At 52.6% G+C, this 24,691-nt stretch carries 21 protein-coding genes, 2 tRNA genes, 1 rRNA gene and 1 pseudogene; 12 read left to right on the top strand and 13 right to left on the bottom strand.

All coding sequences use genetic code 11. The features are described from left to right. The first annotated feature begins 85 nt into the window (after positions 1-85). The 3 genes from rrf (at position 86) to HVZ37_RS22220 (ending at position 416) form a co-directional block, all read left to right on the top strand. A 5S ribosomal RNA gene (gene rrf / locus HVZ37_RS22230) occupies positions 86-201 on the top strand. Between the two features lie 54 nt (positions 202-255). After that, positions 256-332 (top strand) — tRNA-Asp (locus HVZ37_RS22225). 8 nt (positions 333-340) lie between these two features. Further along, positions 341-416: transfer RNA gene (locus HVZ37_RS22220), tRNA-Trp, on the top strand. A gap of 104 nt (positions 417-520) precedes the next feature. Here the strand turns inward: HVZ37_RS22220 and hdfR are convergent. Further along, a complete protein-coding gene (gene hdfR, locus HVZ37_RS22215; protein WP_181627984.1) occupies positions 521-1,354 on the bottom strand; it encodes an HTH-type transcriptional regulator HdfR in 834 nt (277 codons plus the stop codon). Between the two features lie 118 nt (positions 1,355-1,472). Here hdfR and maoP point away from each other — a divergent pair, with 118 nt between their 5' ends. Then, entirely contained in the window at positions 1,473-1,811 is a 339-nt protein-coding gene (gene maoP, locus HVZ37_RS22210; RefSeq protein WP_042326051.1) for a macrodomain Ori organization protein MaoP, read from the top strand. 24 nt (positions 1,812-1,835) lie between these two features. Here maoP and HVZ37_RS22205 read toward each other — a convergent pair whose 3' ends face one another. Beyond that, positions 1,836-3,356, bottom strand: a complete 1,521-nt coding sequence (locus HVZ37_RS22205) for a YifB family Mg chelatase-like AAA ATPase (RefSeq protein ID WP_181627983.1) — start codon at positions 3,354-3,356, stop codon at positions 1,836-1,838. 352 nt (positions 3,357-3,708) lie between these two features. On the opposite strand from HVZ37_RS22205, the gene ilvL reads away from it, so the two are divergent. The 7 genes from ilvL to ilvA all read left to right on the top strand — a co-directional run bounded on the left by ilvL (position 3,709) and on the right by ilvA (position 10,260). After that, complete coding sequence (ilvL, locus tag HVZ37_RS22200; protein WP_001311244.1) at positions 3,709-3,807, top strand: ilv operon leader peptide; 99 nt, start codon at positions 3,709-3,711, stop codon at positions 3,805-3,807. Between the two features lie 86 nt (positions 3,808-3,893). Then, positions 3,894-3,944, top strand: a complete 51-nt coding sequence (gene ilvX, locus HVZ37_RS23035) for a peptide IlvX (RefSeq protein ID WP_193762813.1) — start codon at positions 3,894-3,896, stop codon at positions 3,942-3,944. 2 nt (positions 3,945-3,946) lie between these two features. Further along, entirely contained in the window at positions 3,947-5,593 is a 1,647-nt protein-coding gene (gene ilvG / locus HVZ37_RS22195; RefSeq protein ID WP_181627982.1) for an acetolactate synthase 2 catalytic subunit, read from the top strand. Then, positions 5,590-5,853 carry an acetolactate synthase 2 small subunit gene (ilvM, locus tag HVZ37_RS22190; protein WP_042326055.1) on the top strand — a complete coding sequence of 88 codons (264 nt, stop codon included), beginning with the start codon at positions 5,590-5,592 and terminating at the stop codon, positions 5,851-5,853. Before ilvG ends, ilvM begins: the two co-directional genes overlap by 4 nt. 18 nt (positions 5,854-5,871) lie before the next feature. Continuing rightward, positions 5,872-6,801 (top strand): branched-chain-amino-acid transaminase, encoded by a 930-nt coding sequence (gene ilvE / locus HVZ37_RS22185; protein WP_042998773.1) that lies wholly within the window; start codon positions 5,872-5,874, stop codon positions 6,799-6,801. A gap of 61 nt (positions 6,802-6,862) precedes the next feature. Beyond that, a complete protein-coding gene (ilvD, locus tag HVZ37_RS22180) occupies positions 6,863-8,713 on the top strand; it encodes a dihydroxy-acid dehydratase (protein ID WP_181627981.1) in 1,851 nt (616 codons plus the stop codon). Between the two features lie 2 nt (positions 8,714-8,715). Further along, positions 8,716-10,260 carry a threonine ammonia-lyase, biosynthetic gene (gene ilvA / locus HVZ37_RS22175; protein ID WP_043001785.1) on the top strand — a complete coding sequence of 515 codons (1,545 nt, stop codon included), beginning with the start codon at positions 8,716-8,718 and terminating at the stop codon, positions 10,258-10,260. Positions 10,261-10,314: 54 nt separating this feature from the next. Here ilvA and HVZ37_RS22170 read toward each other — a convergent pair whose 3' ends face one another. The 7 genes and pseudogenes from HVZ37_RS22170 to ilvY form a co-directional block, all read right to left on the bottom strand. Continuing rightward, positions 10,315-12,036, bottom strand: coding sequence for a hypothetical protein (locus HVZ37_RS22170; RefSeq protein ID WP_156595522.1), 1,722 nt, complete (start codon positions 12,034-12,036; stop codon positions 10,315-10,317). Continuing rightward, positions 12,017-13,171, bottom strand: a complete 1,155-nt coding sequence (locus HVZ37_RS22165; RefSeq protein WP_181627980.1) for a glycosyltransferase family 4 protein — start codon at positions 13,169-13,171, stop codon at positions 12,017-12,019. The genes HVZ37_RS22170 and HVZ37_RS22165 overlap by 20 nt, the downstream gene beginning before the upstream one ends. Positions 13,172-13,266: 95 nt before the next feature. After that, positions 13,267-13,659: a GtrA family protein gene (locus HVZ37_RS22160; protein ID WP_181627979.1), complete on the bottom strand. Its 393-nt coding sequence runs from the start codon at positions 13,657-13,659 to the stop codon at positions 13,267-13,269. Continuing rightward, complete coding sequence (locus HVZ37_RS22155; RefSeq protein ID WP_181627978.1) at positions 13,659-14,345, bottom strand: methyltransferase domain-containing protein; 687 nt, start codon at positions 14,343-14,345, stop codon at positions 13,659-13,661. Before HVZ37_RS22155 ends, HVZ37_RS22160 begins: the two co-directional genes overlap by 1 nt. Beyond that, positions 14,342-15,630, bottom strand: a pseudogene (locus HVZ37_RS22150) (glycosyltransferase family 2 protein). Before HVZ37_RS22150 ends, HVZ37_RS22155 begins: the two are co-directional and overlap by 4 nt. A gap of 726 nt (positions 15,631-16,356) precedes the next feature. Beyond that, positions 16,357-17,550 (bottom strand): enoyl-ACP reductase FabV, encoded by a 1,194-nt coding sequence (gene fabV, locus HVZ37_RS22145; RefSeq protein ID WP_042998779.1) that lies wholly within the window; start codon positions 17,548-17,550, stop codon positions 16,357-16,359. A gap of 132 nt (positions 17,551-17,682) precedes the next feature. Next, positions 17,683-18,585: an HTH-type transcriptional activator IlvY gene (gene ilvY / locus HVZ37_RS22140; protein ID WP_042998780.1), complete on the bottom strand. Its 903-nt coding sequence runs from the start codon at positions 18,583-18,585 to the stop codon at positions 17,683-17,685. Positions 18,586-18,743: 158 nt separating this feature from the next. On the opposite strand from ilvY, the gene ilvC reads away from it, so the two are divergent. Beyond that, positions 18,744-20,219, top strand: a complete 1,476-nt coding sequence (ilvC, locus tag HVZ37_RS22135; RefSeq protein ID WP_044267332.1) for a ketol-acid reductoisomerase — start codon at positions 18,744-18,746, stop codon at positions 20,217-20,219. Positions 20,220-20,341: 122 nt separating this feature from the next. On the opposite strand, the gene ppiC is transcribed toward ilvC, so the two are convergent. From ppiC to HVZ37_RS22115, 4 genes are all read right to left on the bottom strand, one after another. Beyond that, positions 20,342-20,623 carry a peptidylprolyl isomerase PpiC gene (gene ppiC / locus HVZ37_RS22130; protein WP_001140251.1) on the bottom strand — a complete coding sequence of 94 codons (282 nt, stop codon included), beginning with the start codon at positions 20,621-20,623 and terminating at the stop codon, positions 20,342-20,344. A 101-nt stretch (positions 20,624-20,724) separates the two neighbouring features. Further along, positions 20,725-21,870, bottom strand: coding sequence for a glycerate kinase (locus HVZ37_RS22125; protein WP_044258269.1), 1,146 nt, complete (start codon positions 21,868-21,870; stop codon positions 20,725-20,727). A gap of 7 nt (positions 21,871-21,877) precedes the next feature. Next, positions 21,878-23,146, bottom strand: coding sequence for an SLC13 family permease (locus HVZ37_RS22120; RefSeq protein ID WP_042998783.1), 1,269 nt, complete (start codon positions 23,144-23,146; stop codon positions 21,878-21,880). A 119-nt stretch (positions 23,147-23,265) separates the two neighbouring features. Continuing rightward, the gene (locus HVZ37_RS22115) at positions 23,266-24,405 is read right to left on the bottom strand and encodes a sugar diacid recognition domain-containing protein (RefSeq protein ID WP_181627977.1); all 1,140 of its coding nucleotides are present in this window, start codon (positions 24,403-24,405) and stop codon (positions 23,266-23,268) included. Positions 24,406-24,691: the final 286 nt, after the last annotated feature.

Here is a 24,691-nt window from a genome sequence, read left to right as displayed (position 1 = left end):
CTGTTTTGGCGGAATTGAGAGAAAATTTTCAGCGTGATTACAGATTAGATTAACCGGCGAAAGGCGGGTTAATAAACAGAATTTGCCTGGCGGCTGTAGCGCGGTGGTCCCACCTGACCCCATGCCGAACTCAGAAGTGAAACGCCGTAGCGCCGATGGTAGTGTGGGGTCTCCCCATGCGAGAGTAGGGAACTGCCAGGCATCAAATTAAGCAGTAAACTGATGTAAAAATCAGTGGTTGTAGAAAAATTCGGTGGAGCGGTAGTTCAGTTGGTTAGAATACCTGCCTGTCACGCAGGGGGTCGCGGGTTCGAGTCCCGTCCGTTCCGCCACCCTAATTAGGGGCGTAGTTCAATTGGTAGAGCACCGGTCTCCAAAACCGGGTGTTGGGAGTTCGAGTCTCTCCGCCCCTGCCAGAAAATAATCCTTAGCATCTGCTAAGGATTTTTTTTGTCTGTAAAACGCGCCTCCAGATACCGATCTCTTCCTTTTCTGGCATCCTTGCCAATCTCATTTCTGCTTATTCTCCCAGTACATCTATCTTTAGAAGATCTTTGATCAGTACATGTTTATCACTATTTTGCAGCCAAATAGCGTATAACGGACGTGAAAGCGTTGCGCTGTCTGCAACAGTATGCAACCCTCCTTTCTCTTTTGCCCAACGTGTGGGTAACCATGTGCAACCGTTCAGTGCATGAAGTTGCTGTCTGGCCAGTTCAGCAGAACTGGTGGTGAGTACCGGGACTTCATCGGCAGCAATCAATCCCACTTCGTTTTGTTGAAAGTCTGGCCCCCACTCCAGGCGCAGATAATTCAGAGCCTCTTTCATCGTTGAGGGGCTGGCGCAATATAACGCCAGGGTGAAATACCCCAGTAATTGACTGCTAAATTCATCCATTTTTGGGGCTTCTGTGGTGATAAGCAGATCAAGCTGACGTTCATGCAACTGTTTTACCAGGGACTGGCGCTGCGCAATACGGGCTTCGAATTGCAGACCGTTCTGGGGCTCTTGTGACTGATACAAGAGCCCCAACCAGCCGTTGAGCATGCACTCCCACAGAGAGGCGCTGGCACCGATTGAAAATTCATTATGTCTGGATGTATGGGCGACCTCTTTACGTGCTGCCTGCCATGTATTCATTAGCGTTTCCGCATAGGGCAGAAGCTTCTCGCCGGCCGCCGTTAAACGGATATTATTTCTGTGGCGGGTAAAAAGATTCACACCCAGTTGATTTTCCAACTGTCTGATGCGAAAGCTTACCGCCGACTGAGTCAGGTAGAGCGCTTCCGCAGCCCGGCCAAAGTGGCGCGTTCGGCTAACTTCCAGGAAGGTTTTTAACAATTCCGTATCCACAGTGCTCTCCGCAAAATTATTTGTCGTTATGATTTAAATGTTTTGTTTTACACTCTGTCAAGCGTAACTAATACTCCGCGCCATAAATAGATCGGCCAAAGAATTAGGAGCGTGCAGGATGGCGGAAAGCTTTACGACGACTAATCGATATTTCGACAACAAATATTATCCACGCGGATTCTCTCGTCATGGTGATTTCACTATCAAAGAGGCGCAACTGCTTGAACGTCACGGTTATGCCTTCAACGAGCTGGATCTCGGAAAACGCGAGCCGGTTACCGAAGAAGAGAAGCTCTTTGTTGCGGTATGTCGTGGTGAACGTGAGCCAGTGACCGAAGCGGAACGCGTCTGGTCCAAATATATGACGCGTATCAAGCGTCCAAAACGTTTCCATACCCTGTCCGGCGGTAAACCGCAGATGGAAGGTGCTGAGGACTACACAGAGTCTGATGACTAATAAAAAAGGGCGAAGGCCCTTTTTTTATGTCAGTTGTTTCTGCAGGTGAGCAAGCAGACGATCTATCGCCCGGTAACTGACCGCTTCCTGCAAGTGTCTTCGTGAAATGTGTTCGGCTTGCGCGAGATCGGCAATAGTCCTCGATACCTTTAATAACCGTTGCCAGGCGCGTATAGACAATCCAAGATGGATGAGGGTCTCTTCAAGCCACTGCGCGTCTTCATCTGCTAATGGGCAGTGTTCACGTATCTCCCTGTTTTGCAGGTGTGCATTCAATTTGCCCTGGCGTTTATGCTGACGTTCCCGCGCAGCAATGACCCGATGTTTAACCGTAAAGCTGTTTTCTCCCTTTACACCTGGTTGGCTGAGTATGCCTGGCGGTGGGAGAGGGATCTCAAGAGAAAGATCAAAGCGGTCCAGAAAGGGGCCCGATAGCCGACTGAGATAGCGTAATGTCTGTTCAGGCGTATTGCGGTTATGGTTGCCCTGATAATGACCGGTGGGACTGGGATTCATTGCCGCTACCAATTGAAAGCGCGCAGGATAGGTGATCTTAGCGCGCGTGCGCGAAAGGTGGATCTGACCAGACTCTATCGGTTCACGTAGAGCATCTAATGTGCGTCGTTCAAACTCAGGCAGCTCATCAAGAAACAGTATGCCGTTGTGTGCCAAAGAAATTTCGCCTGGCGCGGGGATAGTTCCGCCACCAACCATGGCGGTCAGGGATGCGCTGTGGTGTGGTGAGCGAAAAGGTCGTTGTTTCCATAACTTTTGCACGCTGGTCGAGTTAACCAGACTGAGGATAGCGGCGCTTTCCAGGGCTTCTTCGTTACTTAATGCCGGCAACAGGCCATTAAGACGGCTGGCAAGCATCGTTTTCCCCGTACCCGGTGGGCCAACTAATAGCAGATTGTGGCCACCTGCGGCGGTGATCTCAAGGCTGCGCTTCCCTTGCTCCTGACCAATAATATCGCTGAGATCATCTGATGACACACTGATAGTGTCGTTGTTAACAACAGGATGGCTAAGGTCATGTTTTCCTTCCAGGAAGGCACAGACAGCTTGTAGATGATCGGCAACCAGACATCCTTCACCCTCAATCAGCCCGACTTCGTCTTCGTTCTCTTTTGCCACGATAATGCCCCTTCCCACCCGTATCGCCTCGGTTGCGCTGGATATGGCGCCGGGAACGCCGCGTAACGCACCTGTAAGCGCTAATTCACCCACTAACTCATATTGGTCGAGTTTATGGGTTGTAAGCTGCTCAGAGGCAACCAGAAGCGCCACAGCAATAGGTAAATCATATCTCCCGCCCTCTTTGGGAAGATCGGCAGGGGCGAGATTGATGGTGATTTTCTTTGCGGGAAAGTCATATCCGCTATTAATGATCGCGCTGCGTACCCGGTCGCGCGCCTCTTTGACGGTCGTTTCTGGTAACCCCACCAGTGTTAAACCGGGTAAACCGTTGCTGATATGCACTTCGATAGTAATCGCCGGTGCATTGACACCCAGCGCAGCGCGTGTATGAACAATTGACAGTGACATAGTCCCTCCAGATGCCACTATTATGTCTAATTTCCTCTGTGCAAGATCACTGCTAAATAATGTTTATTCGCAGAAGATTCCGCACTTTTAATGCAATTAGTTTACGTCTTCTCTTTTTCTGGAAGGGCGCTCGCAATCCGTTTTCCTCTCCTGCGACGTTATGAAAAAAGGGTTTACTTCCGTCCAGATAGTGAATTTTTTTCAATTCCTTGTTTTTGTATATAAAACAAGGACTTTTCGTTAATCCGTTAGCTGAGTCAGAAAAATGAAAAGAAAAAAATCTTGTGCTATTGGCGAAATCTATGGTAACTCTTTAGGCATTCCTTCGAACAAGATGCCAGAAAAGACAAAAATGACAGCCCTTCTACGAGTGATTAGCCTGGTCGTGATTAGCGTGGTGGTGATTATTATCCCACCGTGCGGGGCTGCACTTGGACGAGGAAAGGCTTAAAAATCAAGCCTTAACGAACTAAGACCCCCGCACCGAAAGGTCCGGGGGTTTTTTTTGACCTTAAAAACACAGCAGAGGAGCAGAAAATGAATAACAGCATAAAATTCTGTTTCTTCAGATTTATGACGGGGAACTAACTATGAATGGAGCACAGTGGGTGGTACATGCGTTGCGTGCACAGGGGGTCGACACCGTATTCGGCTATCCCGGTGGCGCAATTATGCCGGTCTACGATGCGTTGTACGACGGTGGCGTGGAACACCTGCTGTGCCGACACGAACAGGGGGCCGCGATCGCAGCCATTGGCTATGCCCGTTCCACCGGTAAAACGGGGGTCTGCATCGCTACTTCTGGTCCGGGGGCAACCAACCTGATCACCGGACTTGCAGATGCGCTGTTAGATTCGGTCCCTGTTGTCGCGATCACCGGACAGGTTGCTGCGCCGTTCATCGGCACTGATGCGTTTCAGGAAGTGGATGTACTGGGGTTGTCGTTGGCCTGCACCAAGCACAGTTTCCTGGTGCAGTCACTGGAAGAGCTGCCACGCATCATGGCGGAGGCGTTTGAGGTCGCTAACACGGGTCGTCCGGGTCCGGTTCTGGTTGATATCCCGAAAGATATCCAGTTAGCCAGCGGGGCGCTGGAACCGTATTTCACGACCGTCGAAAACGCGGCAGTTTTCCCTCAGGCTGACGTAGAGCAGGCGTGTAACATGTTGGCTCAGGCGCAAAAACCGATGCTGTATGTGGGAGGAGGCGTAGGGATGGCGCAGGCGGTTCCGGCGCTGCGTGAGTTTATTGCGGTAACGCAAATGCCGGTGACCTGCACGCTGAAAGGGCTGGGGGCTGTTGAGGCGGATTATCCCTACTATCTGGGGATGCTGGGTATGCATGGCACCAAAGCCGCGAATTTTGCCGTGCAGGAATGTGATTTGTTGATTGCCGTAGGTGCACGTTTTGATGACCGGGTGACCGGCAAACTGGATACTTTCGCGCCCCATGCCAGTGTTATCCACATGGATATCGATCCGGCTGAACTGAACAAACTGCGCCGGGCGCATGTCACCTTGCAGGGCGATTTGAATGCACTGCTGCCTGCGCTGCAACAACCGGTCGACGTCGATGAATGGCGTCAGCGTAATGCGGAACTGCGTACTGACCACACCTGGCGCTACGATCATCCAGGGGAGGCCATCTACGCGCCGCTGCTGCTGAAACAGCTGTCGGAGCGTAAGCCTGCCAACTGTGTTGTAACGACGGATGTCGGTCAGCATCAGATGTGGTCTGCACAACATATGACCTACAGTCGCCCGGAGAATTTCATCACCTCCAGCGGCTTAGGCACGATGGGCTTTGGTTTACCGGCTGCCGTTGGGGCGCAGGTTGCGCGACCGGACGACACCGTTATCTGTATCTCCGGTGACGGCTCCTTCATGATGAATGTTCAGGAGCTGGGCACCGTAAAACGTAAGCAGTTACCGTTGAAGATCGTTTTACTGGATAACCAACGGTTAGGTATGGTTCGACAATGGCAGCAGCTGTTTTTCCAGGAACGATATAGCGAAACCACCTTAACCGATAACCCCGATTTCCTCACGTTAGCCAGCGCCTTCGGCATCCCTGGCCAACACATCACCCGAAAAGACCAGGTTGAAGCGGCGCTCGATACCCTGCTGAACAGCGACGGGCCATACCTGCTTCATGTCTCAATCGACGAACTTGAGAATGTCTGGCCACTGGTGCCGCCTGGCGCCAGCAACGCTGAAATGCTGGAGAAATTATCATGATGCAACATCAGGTCGCCGTAGAGGCTCGCTTTAACCCGGAAACGCTGGAACGTGTTTTACGTGTGGTACGCCACCGTGGTTTTCAGGTATGTGCCATGAATATGGAAGCCGCCCGTGACGCGCAGAATATAAATATCGAATTGACCGTTGCCAGTCCACGGTCGGTCGACTTACTGTTTAGTCAGTTAAGTAAGCTGGTGGATGTGGCACATGTTGCCATCTGCCAGAGCACAACAACATCACAACAAATCCGCGCGTAAGCGTGACAGGAAGAAGAAATGACGACGAAAAAAGCTGATTACATTTGGTTCAATGGCGAGATGGTTCGTTGGGAAGACGCGAAAGTTCACGTGATGTCCCACGCGCTGCACTACGGTACGTCTGTCTTTGAAGGCATCCGTTGCTATGACTCGCACAAAGGCCCGGTGGTGTTCCGTCATCGTGAACATATGCAACGCCTGCATGACTCAGCCAAAATTTATCGTTTCCCGGTCTCTCAGAGCGTGGATGAGTTGATGGAAGCCTGCCGTGAGGTGATCCGTAAAAACAACCTGACCAGCGCTTATATTCGCCCGCTGGTGTTTGTTGGCGATGTAGGCATGGGCGTGAACCCGCCTCCGGGATACACCACCGACGTCATTATCGCTGCGTTCCCGTGGGGCGCGTACCTGGGCGCTGAAGCGCTGGAACAAGGGATCGATGCAATGGTTTCCTCGTGGAACCGTGCCGCACCTAACACTATCCCGACCGCCGCAAAAGCGGGCGGTAACTACCTTTCGTCACTTCTGGTGGGTAGCGAAGCGCGTCGTCATGGCTATCAGGAAGGTATTGCGCTGGATGTGAATGGTTACATCTCCGAAGGCGCCGGTGAAAACCTGTTTGAAGTGAAAGACGGTGTGCTGTTTACCCCGCCGTTTACCTCTTCCGCGTTGCCGGGGATCACCCGTGACGCCATCATTAAACTGGCGAAAGAACTGGGTATTGAAGTGCGCGAGCAGGTTCTGTCCCGCGAATCCCTGTATCTGGCGGATGAAGTCTTCATGTCTGGTACCGCGGCGGAAATCACCCCGGTTCGCAGCGTTGACGGCATTCAGGTGGGCGAAGGCCGCTGTGGTCCAGTCACCAAACGCATCCAGCAAGCGTTCTTCGGCCTGTTCACCGGCGAAACCGAGGACAAATGGGGCTGGTTGGATCAGGTAAATTCATAATTAAAGATAAATGGGACGGCACGCACCGTCCCGTTTTACAGACACCAGGAGTAAATAACGCATGCCTAAGTACCGTTCCGCTACCACCACTCATGGCCGCAATATGGCAGGAGCCCGCGCGCTGTGGCGCGCAACCGGAATGACGGATGCCGATTTTGGCAAACCGATCATTGCCGTTGTGAACTCATTCACCCAGTTTGTGCCAGGACACGTGCACCTGCGCGATCTCGGTAAACTGGTCGCTGAACAGATTGAAGCGTCCGGCGGCGTGGCGAAAGAGTTCAATACCATTGCCGTGGATGATGGTATCGCTATGGGTCATGGGGGCATGCTTTATTCACTGCCGTCGCGCGAGCTGATCGCAGATTCGGTGGAGTACATGGTGAATGCCCATTGTGCCGATGCAATGGTTTGTATCTCCAACTGCGACAAAATCACCCCAGGGATGCTGATGGCTTCCCTGCGTCTGAACATTCCGGTGATCTTCGTTTCCGGCGGTCCGATGGAAGCCGGGAAAACCAAGCTGTCTGATAAAATCATCAAGCTCGATCTGGTCGATGCCATGATCCAGGGCGCGGACCCGAAAGTCTCTGACGATCAGAGTAATCAGGTTGAACGTTCCGCCTGTCCGACCTGTGGCTCCTGTTCCGGGATGTTTACCGCGAACTCGATGAACTGTCTGACCGAAGCGTTGGGCCTGTCACAGCCGGGTAACGGTTCGCTGTTGGCGACTCACGCCGACCGTAAACAGTTGTTCCTCAATGCCGGTAAACGCATTGTTGAGCTGACTAAACGTTACTACGAGCAGGATGACGCCTCCGCGCTGCCGCGCAGCATAGCCAGCAAGGCAGCGTTTGAGAACGCCATGACGCTGGATATCGCGATGGGCGGTTCCACCAATACCGTTCTGCACTTACTGGCGGCGGCGCAGGAAGCGGAGATCGATTTCACAATGAGTGATATCGACAAACTTTCCCGTAAAGTGCCGCAGCTGTGCAAAGTGGCGCCGAGTACGCAGAAATACCATATGGAAGATGTTCACCGTGCGGGCGGGGTGCTGGGGATTCTGGGCGAGCTGGATCGTGCGGGCCTGTTGAACCGGGACGTGAAGAACGTGCTGGGGCTGACGTTGCCGCAAACCCTTGAGCAGTATGACATCACGGTGACGCAAGATGACGCCGTGAAGCAGATGTTCCGCGCAGGCCCTGCGGGTATTCGTACTACAGAAGCGTTCTCGCAGGATTGCCGCTGGGACTCGCTGGATGACGATCGCGCTGAAGGTTGTATCCGTTCGCTGGAACATGCCTACAGCAAAGATGGTGGTCTGGCGGTACTTTACGGTAACTTCGCGGAAAATGGCTGCATCGTCAAAACCGCCGGCGTGGATGACAGTATTCTGAAGTTCACTGGCCCGGCCAAAGTGTATGAAAGCCAGGATGAGGCGGTTGACGCGATCCTCGGCGGCGAAGTGGTGGCAGGCGATGTGGTCGTGATCCGCTACGAAGGGCCGAAAGGCGGACCGGGGATGCAGGAAATGCTTTACCCGACCACCTTCCTCAAGTCGATGGGCCTCGGCAAAGCGTGCGCACTGGTTACCGACGGTCGTTTCTCTGGAGGCACCTCTGGCCTCTCCATTGGTCACGTTTCACCGGAAGCGGCCAGCGGCGGCAATATCGCGATCATTGAAGACGGTGACATGATTGCTATCGATATTCCAAACCGTGGCATTCAACTGCAACTTAGCGATGCGGAAATTGCTGCGCGTCGTGAAGCACAGGAAGCACGCGGCGACAAAGCGTGGACTCCGAAAGATCGTCAGCGTCAGGTGTCGTTTGCGCTGCGCGCCTATGCCAGCCTGGCGACCAGCGCCGATAAAGGCGCGGTCCGCGATAAATCGAAACTGGGAGGCTGATGATGGCCGAATCACAACCTCTGTCAGCAGCCCCGGAAGGGGCTGAATATCTGCGTGCGGTGCTCCGCGCACCGGTATACGAAGCGGCGCAGGTAACGCCGCTACAAAAAATGGAAAAGCTCTCATCGCGCCTTGATAACGTGATCCTCGTGAAGCGCGAAGACCGGCAGCCCGTTCACAGCTTCAAGCTTCGAGGCGCTTACGCGATGATGGCAGGGCTGACCGAGGCGCAAAAAGCTCACGGGGTGATCACCGCTTCTGCAGGCAACCATGCCCAGGGCGTGGCGTTTTCCTCCGCTCGTCTGGGCGTGAAGGCGCTGATCGTGATGCCTGTTGCGACGGCCGATATCAAAGTCGATGCCGTTCGCGGGTTTGGCGGCGAAGTGCTGCTGCATGGCGCAAACTTTGATGAAGCGAAAGCGAAAGCGATTGAACTGTCGCAGCAACAGGGTTTTACCTGGGTTCCGCCATTCGATCATCCGATGGTGATTGCCGGTCAGGGGACGCTGGCGCTGGAACTGCTGCAGCAGGATGCGCATCTTGATCGTGTATTTGTACCGGTCGGCGGCGGCGGTCTGGCGGCGGGCGTGGCGGTACTGATTAAGCAATTGATGCCGCAAATCAAAGTGATTGCGGTGGAGGCGGAAGACTCCGCCTGTCTGAAAGCGGCGCTGGACGCGGGCCATCCGGTCGATCTCCCACGCGTTGGCCTGTTCGCCGAAGGTGTCGCGGTAAAACGCATTGGCGATGAAACCTTCCGTCTGTGTCAGGAATATCTCGACGACATCATCACCGTGGATAGCGACGCGATATGTGCGGCGATGAAAGACCTGTTCGAAGATGTTCGCGCAGTCGCAGAGCCTTCCGGCGCGCTGGCGCTGGCGGGAATGAAAAAGTACGTCGCTCAGCACAATATCCGCGGCGAACGTCTGGCGCATATCCTTTCCGGCGCTAACGTCAATTTCCACGGTCTGCGCTACGTTTCCGAGCGTTGCGAGCTGGGCGAACAGCGTGAGGCGCTGCTGGCAGTGACCATTCCGGAAGAAAAAGGCAGCTTCCTGAAGTTTTGCCAGCTGCTGGGCGGTCGCTCAGTCACTGAATTTAACTATCGCTTTGCCGATGATAAGAACGCCTGCATTTTCGTCGGTGTCCGGTTGAGCAGGGGGATGGAAGAACGCACGGAGATCCTGAATCTGTTGCGCGACGGTGGCTACAGCGTGGTTGACCTCTCTGACGACGAAATGGCGAAGCTGCACGTACGCTACATGGTTGGCGGTCGTCCGTCGAAACCGCTACAGGAACGTTTATTCAGCTTCGAATTTCCGGAATCACCCGGCGCGCTGCTCAAGTTCTTGCATACGCTGGGGACTCACTGGAATATCTCGTTGTTCCATTACCGCAGCCACGGCACAGACTATGGCCGCGTACTGGCCGCGTTTGAACTGGGCGATCACGAACCGGATTTCGAAACGCGTTTGCAAGAACTGGGCTATGAATGTCACGACGAAACGCATAACCCGGCATTCCGCTTTTTTCTTGCAGGCTAACCGCGGCTTAACAGGAGATGACCTGACCGGGTTATCTCCTGTTTTTTTGTAAGCTCAACGGTAATACGTATGGGCAAACAGTTTTTTGTTATCATCTCCGTCTTTGAACAACCCATCATAATTCCCTTCTGGCAACAATAGCGCCTTCTCCGGACCATTAAGTAAGGTGATAGTTTTAGCGCCTGCCGACAAAGTAACCGGCGGGGCGAGTGTGATCCCTTCCACGTTTATTTGTGCTGATACGGGGGTGCCGGTTTCACTGTACAACTGATATCTTCCGGACAGCGGTACGTTAAATTCCTCCTGACGGCCAATGTGTAGTTGTCGCCCCGCCAATCTTATATTTGGCGCGACCTTGACGTAGCTGTTGTCGATGGCTTCTGCGATAGCAGAATAGATATTACTCAACCGGTAGGACCATATAATGACTTTCGGGGGGGACTGAGTCAGCACTTGCCAGGCTTCGGAATGTTTACCTTCTCGCCGTGTCTTTAAAACATACCAGGCATCGAGCCATAGCGTCGTCGGCTCCAGCCTGTTGGGCAGCATCCCTATACCATCAAAATACTTTTCGTCAGGTTTGAGCAGTGCTTCTGCTCTGGTAACCAGTTCAAGTTGTTGCACATTGTTAATTTTCAGGTAGCTGAGATTGAGACAGTAGCTTGAAACCAGGGTTACTGTTGTCACCGCCAGGATAAATAATCTCGTGGCTGGCCTGCGGTTTTGGGCGAGAAGGCTATCTAGCGGGATGAGGGACCAGAGCGATATAAACGGTAGCGCCATAATAAACACATAGGGCCAGGGCTGGTTATGAGTGAAAACTAACGTGGTAATGACGAATGAAAAAATCAGGGCGATGCGCGTTTTTTCATTCAAGGTTTTCCAGCGCTTTAATGCCATTATCATGCCGCTAAAACAGAGCAGATAGAGAAGCGTATTGTCTAAAAGGGTTTGCAAGACATATACACGAATCCCGTTATAGGCTTCGCTGCTGTATACCGCCACTTCTACCGGACCGAAGATCAAACCTTCAGCGATACGTAACGGGTCGCTGCCGCCATATATAAAGCAATAGGCAATTGCAGGAAGTAACCAACCGGCGGTTAAGTAAAAGCCGCGAACGATAGCATCGATGAAATGTTTGCGCAGCGTAGCGTCAATCACCAATCCAAGCCCAAGCGCCAGATTGAAGAACGCTGATTTTTGGGTAACTAAAAACGCCAGTCCGCTCAGGATACCGGCGATAAAAATCTTTCTTGCGTTGAGCGTATGGCCGCGCAGAATTACCAGCACGGCGGCAAGGGCGAAAAACAGCGCCAGGGGCTCTGAACGGGTGCGGAAGATACGCTCCATAAAATTCGTAAAACAGAGCAAAACGAGAATAATAAAAAGCGCCCGTAAGCGCTGCTCGCCCAGCGCACGCGCGCAGGCATAGACTAGCAGCAGGGTTCCACAAGCGAGGAGTGCCGTCTGCATCCGCGCGACGAGAATGATCGAAACCGCATCCCAGCCAATCAGGTGAGCCAGTTTATAAAACACCGCAAACCCTACGGCCTTAGGGGGGTGAATTGTGTCGAATAGCCCATTAGCAAAATACTTGGCGTAGCCAAGTTGGGCAAACTCATCCATGATCAAGAGAATATGCCAGGCAAAAACGAAAATAAGCGTAACTTTAATGGCAATACTCACACCAAGGAGGAGCGTTAACCTGCGCGGGCAGGCGCCAATAAAAAGCGTGCCGGAGGTATCCATTTTATTATCTTCTGGCTTTGCCATTGGCTTTATCTCCATCTCCATTTAGCACCAACTCCATGATTTCCTGCGCCATTTTTCGCCAGCTATAATGTTCTCTGGCATAACAAATCATGGCTTCACGTTCGTGGAGGGAGAGCGCGCAGTTATCTATTGCGGCAGAGCAGAGCTGTGCCGAACGTTGTGGCTCGTTGAGGTCTATGTTCACACCATGTATCCAGCTTGCCGCTACGGGATCGGCTCTGTGAGCCGGGCTACCGCAGATGATGGGTAATCCACAAGCCATTGCCTCCTGGATAACAAGGGGATAGCCTTCTCCGACGGCCGGTAACAGAAGAACATCCGCACAGCGATAAAGCTCTGCCAGTGCGCGGGGGGCCTGAACGCCAAGATCGTAAACGTTGCTCAATCCCCATTCTGCGGGGCGAAGTGGGCCGTTTCCGGCCAGTAAAAACTGGCATTCCGGTCTGGTTATTGCCAGAGCGCGCAGTATCGACAACCCTTTCTTTTCAACATAACGACCCACGAATAGTATGCGCCGGGCACAAGGCGGGAGGTTGTATCTTGCCAGCGGAGTTTGACTGGATACTGAAGTCACGGAGGGATAGAAAATGGTGCTATCAACCCCGTTAAACAGCAATTTATACGGATAACGTGCAGGGGTCCCAAGCAGGTCGTGGCGGACAGTATCGCTAATAAATACCCTGGCATCGGCGGCCCATAACATCGGGCGTGTTACGACCAAATTAGCCAGCCGCATAAGCAGACGCAGTACGGGTGATCTGAAAGGAATGGCAGCAATATGTTGAATCAGAATGACGGGCTTCGCGTGGAGTTTGGCCATCATCATACCAAGGATTGATGTGGCATAGAGCGCATCGTGAATCACCACCACGTCGCTACGCCGTACGGCGTCGCTAAGTGCGCAAATGGCTGTAGGGCCAGGTAACGGCATTGGCAGATCGGTGAGTTTCTCCAACGGATCGATGCAGCGTAACGCGATAATGTTGAGATTATCGGTAGGTAACGCATCGCTGGCGCTGGCTGCCCAATACGGTATCGCTCCCAGGTGTGCGAACTGGCGGCACAAATGCCCGGCAACGCGTTCAATACCTCCGCCGTGTGCCTCGTAGAAATGGCTTATCATCAAGATATTCACTGGCTAGACCCTCACCAGACGCATCGAATGGGGATAAACCACGAGATGGTGTGATACCGTCTTCTGTTGATAGTGCGGATTCAGGGGAACGTTAATCATATCTGTATAGCTTTACTGCGGCCTGACGTGCTGATAGCCCAACGGCTAAGGAGAAAATTCAGCACGAGCATGCAGAGCGAAGCAAGCGGCGCAGCGATGGTCATCGGAAATTCCAGCCAGTGATACCAAATCCAGGTGCTGATAAAGGCAAGAGGGATATTCAGCAACATGCTGATGGTATAACGGCCAAAGCCAGCAAATGAAAGCGGCTGTTTAAACGTGAATAAGCTGTGCAGGATATAACCGACGGTAGCGATGATGGCGAAAGACAACAGGATCGCTAACCAGAGTGCAACGCATAAACTATCCGCCACGATCATGATGGCATTATGTCCCAGGAAACAGCAGCCAGAAATGCAGAGATAAGTAAAAGAGGTGCGAATTTTCATCAGGGTGCTTTCCTGGCACGAAGTAAAAATACGCAGGCGTTGTCATGCCGTACTTGCGCCGGCGTGACATAATCTTCGAACATGGCGCGCAGATTCATCATGACGGCCAGACCTGAGGCTAGAACGCCGCCGATGAGGGGGAGCCGACGGATGAAAAACGCAAAACCTGTCAGGCGAATAATGGTGGTTGTAGCCAATGGGCCAACCAGAGCGTCGACTTCTTCAACCACAAACCCGCGATCGGTAAGATCGGATATGAGACCGGTGCGGGTCCAGCGGCGGTGATCTTCCGGATGAGGATGATAGAGCCAGGTTCCGTGCGTGGAGAGTAACAAGAGACCATCATCATTTAACAAACGCCGAATTTCAGCGCAATACGCATCAAGATCTCTGACGTGTTCCAGTACCTGGACGGAAAGTATGGCTCCTGCGGCACCATCAGCTAAAGGGATACGTCCTTGTGGGTCAATTTTGAGTGTACCGCTGTCATCAAGATCGGCACCACAATAGTTAATATTCAACTGACGTATCATTTCAGCATAGGGGGAATCGCCGCAGCCAAAGTCGATCATGAAGGTATTTGGCTGAATGTGACGTTCTGCTTGCTCGCGTAATCGTCTCGCCAGTGCACGTAACAACAACCAGTCAGTGCGCCAAATTCGAGGGGTGGCCCTGTTTCTTTTCATACTCCGGGTCCTTGCGGTGAGGTATCTGAATCATGCCGGTTCAGGCTGTCCAGCAGGAGCTGTAGTACGAATCCGGCCAGGACCATCAGCACTCCAGCGATGCAGGCTGTGCTGATGGCAAAAACAATGTGTACCGACTGTTCCATTGAGCCACGGGTAAATATCCAGTGAAAAGCAAGGAGGAGGTCGGCAAAAAAACCGGCTATGGCAAGCACAGATCCGCTGAATACCAGCCACTCGAGAGGGTGCGAGCGCATGAGCCAGGGGATAACCCGGCTTTCCGCAATCGGGTGGTTAATGGCGATGGCGACCTTCGCTAGCACGCCTAACAGGACCGCGATAAGACCAATAAGCGTCGACATTGTCGCCAGGGCAACGAAATGGATACCAAAATAGTAACCGTTGATTTCTATGGGGCCTGCGGCAAGCAGCGCAAGGCCGATAGCTCCGAGCAGTAGTAGCGTAAAGCCAGGGATCAAATAGAGCCTGTCCGGGGCATGAGCGATGAGAAGACGCAGATGTCTCCAGCCGTCACGAAATGAACGTAAATGAGGAGGGCGGTTGCGTTTGTCCGGATAGAGCTTGATAGGCACTTCATGAATGATGAGTCCTGCGCGGTGCGCGTTAATGATCATTTCAGAGGCAAATTCCATACCGGTAGAACGAGTGGCCATTTTTTGAAATGCTTCGCGGGTAAAGGCCCGCATCCCACAGTGGAAATCGCGAATGGGTGAGTGGTAAAGCAGCCTGGCTATGCCGGAAAGCAGTGGATTTCCCAGATAGCGATGCAGAGGAGGCATTGCCCCTGGTTCAATTCCTCCAGCAAATCGATTACCCATAACAAAGTCTGCACCGCTTTCCAGTGCATCGACGAAAATATCTAGCTGGCTCCAGTCATAGGAGTCATCGGCATCAGCCATAATGAGATATTTACCTTTTGCCGCACGGCAGCCGCGCTTATTGCTGCGCCATAACCTTTGACGGACTGATGAATAACTCGGGCACCCAGTGATTTTGCAATTTCAACGGATTGGTCTGTTGAGCCATTATCACCGATGATAATTTCACCTTGAATACCCAGGCGAGTAAACGCTTCTGTTACTTTCTTAATACAGATAGCAAGCGTAAGTTCTTCATTCAGGCATGGAATGATTGCCGAAACCAGGGGCGCGGGCTCTGCCGCCGGTATCTCAACTGGGGAGAAGGCAACCTGTCGAGAAATATAGTTGGCGGGAGTTAATAAATTATCTGAATAACCAAATCGATGAAAATGCGTTGAATGCATAATAGTAAGCTCCGATCCATGAGCAGGATTAAGAGTCTATCCCAATGGGCTATTACATTTGGCATTCTGAACCTGGGCAGGCGTTTGAACGACCATCAGAGCAGCCTGAAAGGCGTGTGAAGCGAGTCCTCCTCACGTATTCCGGCTATGAACCTTTTGTGCCGTGCCACCCGTGTTGCAACATGACTGTAAAAGTACACCTATTGGGATAGGCTCTATATATCTAATGGCAACTTCAATTTAATTCATATTCTGAATGATTTGGAATATGAATGGGTGCTAGTTAATATACCCTGTGTGGATAATATGCGTTAAGTTAATTCACAACTTAATTTGCGTTATATATATCTAACATCAGATTGCATCGTACAGGAGTTGTCGTTATTAAGTCTACTGGTTTATGGCATGAAAAATAGTAACAGTTTATTCGTTATTTATTAATATCTATAATGTGATGATTTATTCTGCGCGTCAGGCATTACCCATAAATATATTTTCGTGTAGCAAGTGCCGACGTCTTTCACCCAATGTTATCGCCACAACGCCGTCTCTCAAGCATCACAGACTACTTGTTCTGTTTTTGGGAACGGCTTAACAAGGGGAAGGTTTCATAGATTGCGGTAGGGAATATTCTTTACGCAGGGCGGCACTGCTCTGATTAGTTAAAGTCCTGACTTTTCAGCCAGGACTTGATCAGACGTCTGTTTTTGCTCTTACATCAGCAAATTACAGAGTCACCACATCAAATTCGACTTCGGGGTTCACATCAGCCTCGTAATCGACTTCGTCGAGGCCAAAACCGAACAGGTTAAGAAATTCCAGCTTGTAGCCTGCATAATCGGTTTCTTGCGCCAGGTTTTCGGTGGTGATCAGCGGCCACAGATCCCGGCATGCCTGCTGAATATCTTCACGCAGTTCCCAGTCATCCATGCGGATACGCTGGTGGTCATCAAGCGCAGCCTTGTCACCGTACAGGCTGGTGGTCATCAGACGGTTAATCTGCTCAATGCATCCTTCATGAATCCCTTGTTCTTTCATCAGCTTGAAGACCATAGAGATATACAGCGGCATTACTGGAATGGCTGAAGAAGCCTGTGTGACTACCGATTTCAGGACCGCAACGTTGGCTGTGCCATTGATTGAAGACAGTTGATTACGCAGCGCGCCTGCCGCACGGTCAAGGTCTTCTTTCGCTTTGCCCAGCGCGCCATGCCAATAGATTGGCCACGTCAGGTCGGTACCGATGTAAGAGTAAGCAACGGTTTTCACGCCGTCGGCCAGCACATTGGCCTGGCGCAGGGCATCTATCCACAGCTCCCAGTCTTCTCCGCCCATTACGGTCACGGTGTTCTGAACTTCTTCTTCCGTTGCGGGCTCAATGCTGGCCGTCGTGATCTGATCCTTATTGGTATCAATTGCTTTAGAGGTGTAAACCTCACCAATAGGTTTCAGCGCCGAACGGACAACTTCACCCGTTTTCGGCATTTTACGAACCGGGGAAGCGAGTGAATAAACGACTAAATCAATTTGGCCCAGGTCTTCTTTGATGAGCTTGATGACTTCATCACGACATTCGTCGGAGAACGCATCACCGTTAATGCTTTTGGAATACAGACCTTCCCGCTTTGCAGCTTCATCGAAAGCCGCGGCGTTATACCAGCCTGCTGAACCTGGTTTAGATTCGGTACCCGGTTTTTCGAAAAATACGCCGATAGTGGCGGCTCCGCTGCCAAACGCTGCGGAGATTCTTGATGCCAGTCCATAGCCGGTTGAAGCACCGATGACCAGCACGCGGGAAGGACCGTTTTCGATTTTCCCGTTTTGTTTAACGTACTCGATCTGCTTTTCCACATTGACTTTACAGCCAGTCGGATGGGTCGTTGTACAGATGAATCCACGGATTTTTGGCTTGATTATCATAATGATGGCTAATTTAGTTTGTGTTTCGCTGTCATAGGGGCAATGACACCGTCTGTGTATTATGGCGGGTCATTATACAGAAAAGATTCCGCAAAACTGAATCTACCTCTGATTTTAGACCTGACGCTGATACTACTCGGCAATTTTGCGCTCCAGCACAATTTTCCAGAACGCATCAATAAGCGGCTCATGCAGCCGTTTTTTCGGCGCGCAGACGCCCAGTTCGAACGGAGTTTTCTCGTCGCTACGCTCTAAAATCATGACGCGATTGCGCACCGGTTCGGGGCTGTTTTCCAGCACCACTTCGGGCAGTAGCGCCACGCCACAGCCGAGTGCGACCATCGACACCATCGCTTCGTGCCCCCCCACGGTGGCGTAAATCTGCGGGTTGCTGATTTTATGGCGACGAAACCACAGTTCAATGCGGCGGCGCACAGGCCCCTGATCGGCCATGATGAATGGCACCGTAGACCAGTCGGGTTTCTCCACCGAAACCTGATTGCGTACCGGGCAGGGCAGGGCCGGGGCAATGAGTACCACCGCCAGATTTTCCAGCATCGAAAACGCCACCGCGCCCGGCAGCGTTTCAGGCTTACCGGCAATCGCCAGATCCGCTTCGCCGGTCACCACCTTTTCCATGGCATCGGCGGCGTCGCCGGTAGTGAGTTTAATTTCTACTGAGGGATGCTCAGCGCGAAAGCGATCGAGGATTGGCGGCAGATGGCTGTAGGCGGCGGTCACCGAGCAGAAAATATGCAGTTCGCCCGATAGCGACGGACCTTGCTGATCGAGGGTGTGACGCAGTTGCTGATACTGCAACAGCGTCTGCTGGGCAAACGTTCGCAGCTCTTCACCCGCTTCGGTCAGCGTGACTGTGCGATTATCGCGGACAAACAACGGCTGCCCGAGGTCTTCCTCAAGGCGCTGGATCTGCCGTGACAGCGTAGAAGGACTGACGTGCATCGCCCGCGCGCTGCGGCCAAAGTGGCGGCTTTCCGCCAGATGCAGGAACATTTTCAGATCGCGTAAATCCACCGGCGAACCTCTTAATTTTTACGTTGCAGTTATTGCAATGTGACGTTGTGAATATATCAATTTCCGCAATAAATTTCCTGTTGTACTGTGGAGTCATTCTCGCTGAACAGCGAACCGAATAATAAGCACCACAACACAACATCACGGAGTACACCACCATGGCTAACTACTTTAATACACTGAACCTGCGCCAGCAGCTGGCACAGCTGGGTAAATGTCGCTTTATGGGCCGCGATGAGTTCGCCGATGGCGCGAGCTACCTTCAGGGTAAAAAAGTGGTCATTGTCGGCTGTGGCGCGCAGGGCCTGAACCAGGGCCTGAACATGCGTGATTCCGGTCTGGATATCTCCTACGCCCTGCGTAAAGAGGCGATTGCTGAGAAGCGCGCATCCTGGCGTAAAGCGACTGAAAACGGCTTCAAAGTCGGCACGTATGAAGAGCTGATCCCGCAGGCGGATTTGGTGGTTAACCTGACGCCAGACAAACAACACTCTGACGTAGTGCGTTCCGTACAACCGCTGATGAAAGACGGCGCGGCGCTGGGTTACTCTCACGGCTTCAACATCGTTGAAGTGGGCGAGCAAATCCGTAAAGACATCACCGTAGTGATGGTGGCACCGAAGTGTCCGGGTACTGAAGTGCGTGAAGAATACAAACGTGGTTTCGGTGTGCCGACGCTGATCGCGGTTCACCCGGAAAACGATCCGAAAGGCGAAGGCATGGCGATTGCTAAAGCCTGGGCTGCAGCGACCGGCGGCCACCGTGCGGGCGTGCTGGAATCTTCCTTCGTGGCGGAAGTGAAATCCGACCTGATGGGCGAGCAGACCATTCTGTGCGGTATGCTGCAGGCTGGTTCTCTGCTGTGCTTCGATAAGCTGGTGGAAGAAGGGACTGACCCGGCATATGCCGAGAAACTGATTCAGTTCGGCTGGGAAACGATCACTGAAGCGCTGAAGCAGGGCGGTATCACGCTGATGATGGACCGTCTGTCCAATCCGGCGAAACTGCGCGCTTACGCGCTGTCCGAACAGCTGAAAGAAATTATGGCGCCGCTGTTCCAGAAACACATGGACGACATCATCTCCGGTGAGTTCTCTTCCGGCATGATGGCTGACTGGGCTAACGACGATAAGAAACTGCTGACATGGCGTGAAGAGACTGGTAAAACCGCGTTCGAAACCGCGCCGCAGTATGAAGGCAAAATCGGCGAGCAGGAGTACTTCGATAAAGGCGTACTGATGATCGCGATGGTAAAAGCGGGCGTTGAGCTGGCGTTTGAAACCATGGTGGATTCCGGCATCATCGAAGAGTCCGCGTACTACGAATCCCTGCACGAGCTGCCGCTGATCGCCAACACCATTGCGCGTAAGCGTCTGTACGAAATGAACGTGGTTATCTCTGATACTGCAGAATATGGTAACTACCTGTTCTCTTATGCCTGCGTACCGCTGCTGAAAGAGTTCATGACCACGCTGCAGACCGGCGACCTGGGTAAAGCGATTGCTGAAGGCGCAGTGGATAACGCTCAGTTACGCGATGTAAATGACGCGATTCGCAGCCATGCTATCGAGAAAGTCGGCCAGAAACTGCGTGGTTATATGACCGATATGAAGCGCATTGCCGTTGCGGGTTAAACCGACATTGTCGGGTGGCGGCTACGCCTGACCCGACCTACAAAAGTGCAAAGCCGAAGGCCGGATAAGCATCGTGCCATCCGGCAAAAAAAGCCCAGAGTCTGAACGCTCTGGGCTTTTGCTTAGTTACGGTACAGCACTTTGATGATGTGGTAGCCGAACTGGGTGTGCAGCGGGCCGGTCGGTTCCAGCACCGGGCAGGAAAAGACCACTTTATCGAACGCCGGAACCATCTGGCCCTGGCGGAATTCGCCTAAGTCACCGCCTCGTTTGCCTGACGGGCAGATGGAATGTTTCTTCGCCAGTTTGCCGAAGTCGGCGCCGTTTTTAATCTGCTCCAGAAGATCCAGTGCCAGTTTCTCTTCTTTAACAAGGATATGCAGTGCTGCTGCGGTTTTTGCCATGATCGTGCCTTGAGTTGGGGAAATGAAGGGGGCGATTTTAGCATGTGGGGAGAGGGAAAGAATATCCAGGCCAGCGGTTGGTGACTGGCCTGGATATAGGATTAGTGAATTTGCTGCTGCGACAGCTTCCAGACGCTGGCAATATTACGTGCCGAAATGCGCAGATTGTATTCTGCGTCCTCTAAGGCTTCCGGTAGCGTGGCGATGCGCGTCAACACCGAGAAAACGGCATCCAGCCCATGCTCATGAACAATCTGATGATCCTGGGTCAAACCGCCGGCAAGCGCAATAACCGGTTTTTGATAGCGTTTGGCGCAGCGGGCAACGCCAATCGGCGTTTTGCCGCAGATGCTCTGGCTGTCGAGGCGACCTTCTCCGGTGATCACCAGACTGGCATCGGCTACCAGGCGCTCCAGTTGCAGCGCGTTAATCACAATCTCCACACCGGGTTTTAAATCAGCGCCCAGTAGACCGAGTAATGCGGCTCCCATTCCGCCTGCTGCGCCAGCGCCCGGCGCATTCATTACATCCCGACCGGTAAACTCCTGTAGTCGCTTGCCATAAACCGCTAGCGCACCGTCTAACGCTGCAACCATCGCTTCCGTCGCCCCCTTTTGTGGGCCGAAAATGGCAGAGGCCCCCGTCGGACCGCACAGCGGATTGTTGACGTCGCAGGCCACGGTGATGGAGACCGTCTTTAGACGCGGGTCGGCGTGGGAAGTGTCGATTGTTGCCAGTTTACTGAGTGCACCGCCGCCTTCGGGAAGCGCGTCTCCGTTTTCATCAAGGAGGTCGATGCCCAGCGCCTGTAGCATGCCCGCGCCTCCGTCATTCGTCGCACTACCACCAATGCCAAGAATAATGTGCTCAACGCCCCGATCGAGTGCGGCAAGGATGAGCTCGCCCGTTCCATAGCTGGTGGTCAGCAGTGGGTTACGATGCTCTGGCGGCACATGGTGGAGACCTGACGCCGCAGCCATTTCGATCACCGCCGTCTTCCCGTCACCCAGCATTCCCCAGCGTGCCTGGACCGGTGTTCCCAGAGGGCCTGTGACATCGATAAAGTGGTAATGGCCCTCAGTGGCCTCCACCATCGACTCAACGGTGCCTTCGCCGCCGTCCGCCATAGGGAGTTTGACATACTGGGCATCGGGATATATTTCGCGAAACCCCTGTTCGATAGCCGTCGCCACCTGCATGGCAGACAAACTTTCTTTAAATGAATCTGGTGCAATAACAATTTTCATCGTGTGCTTACCCGGCGAGTCCGAAGACACCAAACAGCAGTGTCGAAATCAATGCGATGACGAAACCAACAAGGGTTTCATAAGGCAGAAGTTTTAAGCGTTCATGGATTTGCATACTGACGCTACCGCCAGTGGCGTGGAAAAAACTGCCGTGCGGGAGATGATCCAGAACCGTCGCCCCGGCATGAATCATGACTGCACCGGCAAGCGCAGAGACGCCAAGTCCCAGCAGCGTTTGACTGAATACGCCTGCCGCAACGGCGGTTCCGGCTGTTGTCGACGCGGTTGCCATCGACATTATTGCGCCAGAGATGGGGGCCAGGAGATAAGAAGGGAGACCGGAAGAGGTTAACCCGTCGATCAGGACCTCTTTTAACGCTGAGTTGGCAATGATGCCAGCCAGCGTGCCGGTACCGAGCAGCATAATGGCGACAGGTGCCATGCGCGTCAGCCCGGACATCATAAAGGCGTTACTTTGTTTAAATCTGCCCATCAGGATTGCGCCGACTAATCCTCCCACTGGCAGAGCAATGAGCGGATCGATAGCAATGCCCGCCACAGGACGCAGCGCTAACAGAATAATGGCAACAAGGGGGGCGCTGATGGCCGCCAGAAATCCGGGTTGCGTACCGTGCGTGTCCTGAGAAATGATCTCTTCCGTTGTGACCATCGAGCCTTTTTGGCTCAGACGCTTCGCCAGAAAATAGGCGATTGCCAGGCCGAACAATCCGGGAATAATCCCCCCCATCATGACGGATGTGAGCGGGACATGGAACGAATCCGAAGCGGCAATGGCATTGGGATTCGGTGACATGACGTTACCCGCTTTGCCACCGCCAATCATCGCCAGCAAAATGGCGAGTTTTGATAGCCCGGCGCGTCTGGCGATCGAAAGCGCAATCGGCGCGACGGTAATCACCGCGACATCGATAAAAACGCCAACGGCCGTCAGAATCATAGTGGCGATGGCTAAGGCAAGCAGAGCACGACTTTCGCCCACTTTTTTCACCACCGTTTCCGCGATTGTGTTCGCGGCGCCGGATTCGATCAGCACACCAGCCAGTACGCCTGCAGCGAGAATGCGCAGTACGGCATTGGTGATGCCCTGCGCACCCGTGACCATCAGCGTGACGGTCTGGACCAGGTCTGCCCCGCCGACGAGGCCACCGACCAGCGCACCCACCATCATGCCGTACGCGGGAGAGACTTTGCGTAATATTAAGACGATCGCCACCACGAGTGCGATGATGGCGCCTGTTGCGGATATTGAAACCATCTTCTGCTTTCTCCATAAAATTGACTGAGGCAGTATGGAGAAGCCGCCGGGAATAGCCTTGTGAGGATCCGCTAAAAAATACGCGTCTGACAGGATGTAAATTTGGAGGAAAATACAGACTACCGTTGCAGCTCCATGCCAATGTACAACCAAAGGAGTTGTTTCAAGTTGTTGATTTTTATTCCCGTTATCTCTTCAACGCGTTGCAGTCGATAGCGCAGGGTGTTTACGTGAATATGCAGACTGGTGGCAGTTTGCGAAAGATCACAATTATGTTCGAAATAGTGCTCCAATGTTTTTTGCATGACGCCTTTGCTGTCCTGAGTAACCAACTCGCACCATATTTTTGATAACTCTTCCGCTTGCCAGGTGCCGGAAAGTCCCCCCAGCAATGAGGCCAGCGCGTAGTCATCGTGAAAGATAAACTGGTGCTTAAGCTTCAGCCTTTTCACCATCGCCTGGGTTGATTTCGCCGTCTGATAGGAGCGTCGCAGGCCATTTTCTCCCGCAAAATAGCCGCCGACGATGAGCCGTGAAAAGCCGCAGGACTGTGCGTAATGCTTAAATTTCTGTAGCTCGTGCTGCTCCAGCGGTTTATTGAGAGTCCCATTTTTCAGGGTGACGGGTTTGAGGATAATCAGCTCGTTAAAGTCGGAAAATGTCACCAGATGGTCACGGGCACTGTATTCAAAATAATCCATCAGCGTACGTAGCGCATCGCGATCAGGTTGCTGCAATTCCATGATAAGCACCACGCGCGGCACCTGAAGATTAACGCCTAACCATGAGACTACGGCGCTTAACGATGACGGAGGCGGGTCGCGTAAAATAAGCTGGTTGATCAGCTCTTCGCGGTAGCGTTTATCCCACTGTTTTTGTTCCAGTAACGCCATTTGTTCAATGATGAGTTCCGACGCCATCTTCACGAGTTGCGCATAAGCCTTCACCTCACCCGGCTCTCCGGTGATACCCAGTACGCCGATAAGCTGATCGCGAAAATTTATTGGCAAATTAATACCGGGCTTCACACCTTTGAGTTTGTCAGCCGTCGCCGAATCGATTTCAACAATCCGGTTTTCAGTTAACGCCAGCACCGCACCTTCATGGCGCTGATGTAAACGGGACGCCTCACCTGAGGCAATGATCATGCCGTGCTCGTTCATGACGTTAACCGAATAGGGGATAATCCCCATCGTGCGTTGGACTATCTGGCGAGCGGTTGAGTCTTGTAGGTAGTAAGTGGCCTGGATCTTATTCATTGTATGCTCAGCATAAGAGGAGGTGCGGTACGTGGCAGCACCTGATGTATTAGCGTATTTGGTTCAGAAATGTTTCGGTTGAATAAACAAAGAAAGTGGGATGAACGGTCTTCTTTTTTGTCGGTTTATACAAGCCAAAGCAGCTTAGTCCGACTATTGTTACTGTTTTTCTTTTATACTCAATATGTTAATTCAACCTCTTGTGCAGGCGTTGTGTAATTTTTTCCGTGTGATCGGCGTTCAGGATTGTTCAGAATCTGGACAGCAGCACAAGCTTACTTACCCT

The sequence above is a fragment of the Citrobacter sp. RHB35-C17 genome (assembly GCF_013816795.1).
GTDB lineage: Bacteria > Pseudomonadota > Gammaproteobacteria > Enterobacterales > Enterobacteriaceae > Citrobacter_A > Citrobacter_A amalonaticus.
This window is presented reverse-complemented; position numbering and strand designations above follow the sequence as displayed.